The organism is Streptomyces anandii JCM 4720, from assembly GCF_014650655.1.
GTDB lineage: Bacteria > Actinomycetota > Actinomycetes > Streptomycetales > Streptomycetaceae > Streptomyces > Streptomyces anandii.
The window spans coordinates 223,497-225,745 of record NZ_BMVJ01000003.1 but is presented as its reverse complement, the minus strand read 5'-3'; the positions used below and the strand labels follow the sequence as shown (position 1 = coordinate 225,745).

The window sequence follows — 2,249 nt, the reverse complement described above, 5'->3', positions numbered from 1 at the left end:
GTCACCGCGCTGCGCCCGGGCGGCATCGGCGGCCACACCAGGACCGGCGCCTACAACCCGCAGGACCTCAGCAGCGGCCTCATATCGGCCTTCGGCCGCTTCCGTACCGTGCCCGCCTTCCACTGTCTGAACGCGGCCCCGGTCGACTGGGTCAGCCGCGTCGCGGTCGCCGCGATCTGCGAACCCGACGCCTGGGGCTACGACTACAACCTCACCGGAGTCCCCAACACCCTCGACGACGTGGTGCGCGACATGGCGCTCGGCGGGATGCACGTCCGCGTCCAGGACTGGGACGAGTGGCGCACCGATACCCTGGCCCGCCTGGAAGCCGAACCGGTTCCCGAACTGGCCTTCCTCGGAAGGGTGTTGCGGAGCCCCACCGCGCTCAAGCTGTGCGAGGCCACCCTCAAGGGCCCCGCGGCCGGCGGCGAGCGCACCGCCGCCCTGGTCGACGCCCTCGGCCTGCCGCCCGCCGCCCGCTACGACACCCGGGCCCAGCTCAGGACGTTCGAGCGGCTCGCCGAGGACGGCCTGGCCCGGCTGCCGCACAAGGACGACCAGCCCTACCTGTGGTTCACCGAGACCACCGAGGGCCACGTCGGCCCGGTCGGCGCCGCGGCCGACACCCCCTGCTCCATGGCGCTCACCCTGTCCATCGCGAGCATGTACCAACTGGTCAAGGAGCGCCGGGTGGACGTGACCGGCGAGGTGACCTGCGGGGCCGTGCACCCCCGGCCCCTGACCGTGGAGCGCGGCGACATCTGGGTCCGCCCCGACGAGGGCATCCCGCAGCGCCACGGCACGACCCACCAGCTCCTGCGCTACCGGCTGCGGTTGCGCGACGCCGACGGCGGCCTGTGGTGGCTGGAGGGCCGCAAGCACGCCCGCGCCCGCCGGGACGTGTGGCGGCAGACGCGTGCGCTGACCGTGGAGATCGGCCGGCAGGGCGAGGCGGCCCGCTTCATCGGCGAGGTCGTCGTCCCCGCGGACACCTACGTCCGTGACCAGATCGACGGCATCCGGGTCGACCCGCGCCTGACCGCGCGGGAGAAGCGGGCCGCCAAGCTGACCTGGCTCGCCTGGTTCGGCCTGGAGATGGGCCGCGGACTGCTCGGCCCCTTCGCCCGGGCCGCCGCCGACCTCCTCGACCTGCGCCGCACCCCGACCCTCACGGAGCAGCACCGATGATCTTCAGGACCACGAACACGCGCCCGGCCCGGCCGGCGCTGCGCAGGGTCAGGACCACCGCGGCCCCCCGCCCCCTGCGTCACCGCCTGGACCCGGCGTCCGTCGAGGAGATTCCCCTGCGGGCCGGCGACGGGGTCCGGCTCGGCCTGACCCGTGTCGGCGCCGGCGGGACGGACCGGCCCGCGGTGCTGCTCCTGCACGGGCACACCGCCTCCGCCGACATGTTCCTGCTGCCCGAGACCCGCAACCTCGTCGACGCCCTCCTCGACGGCGGCTACGAACCCTGGCTGCTGGACTGGCGTGGCAGCTGCCGGCTGCCGTACAACGAGACCGGCGGCCGCTACACGTACGACGACGTGGCGCTGTACGACATCCCCGCCGCCGTGTCGTACATCCGCGAACGCATCGGCGGCCGCCCGCTGTTCGTGGTGGCCCACTGCATCGGCGCGCTCTCCCTCTCCCTGAGCATGACCGCGGGGCTGGTGCCGGGGCTGGCGGGCGTGGTCTCCCAGGGCGTGTTCCTCACACCGAAGCTCGCCGGGCGCACCTCGCTGCGCATGTCGGTGGCGGGGGAGCTGCTGCGCGGCCGGATCGACCACATCCCCGTGGACTTCCGCCGGGTGGGCCTGTGGTCGAAGTACACGCCGCTGTTCGCGCTCGCCTCGCGCGGAGCGGACTGCCCGGACCCCACCTGCCAGATCCTGCACAACTCCGCCTGGGGATCGGGCGCTTCGCTGTTCCGTCACGAGAACCTCGCCGCCGCGACCCACGACCGGCTCGCCGAGCTGCTCGGCCCCGCGCCGCTGTGGATCGTGCCGCACCTGCGCCGTATCGAGCTGGCGCGCAGCGTGGTCCGCTGGCACGACACCGACCACCGCTACCGCGCGCTGCCGCCCAACGCCCTCGACGCGGCCGGCAACATCGACACCCCGGTCCTGCTGCTCGCGGGCAGCGACAACGGGCTGTGGCTGGACTCGCAGAAGCTCTGCCACGACGTGCTCGCCCACCGGCAGCCGCAGCTGGACGTGACGTACACCGAGATCCCCGGCTACGGGCACCTG

Annotated in this window: 1 protein-coding gene and 1 pseudogene; both read left to right on the top strand. The window is 73.8% G+C overall.

The features are described 5' to 3' along the window. Positions 1 to 1,188 (top strand): annotated as a pseudogene (locus IE249_RS36500) (thioester reductase domain-containing protein); the annotation flags it as partial. Next, positions 1,185 to 2,249 (top strand): alpha/beta hydrolase (locus IE249_RS07025; RefSeq protein ID WP_229857725.1); only part of this gene is annotated, 1,065 nt, incomplete at its 3' end. The pseudogene IE249_RS36500 and the gene IE249_RS07025, both read left to right, overlap by 4 nt.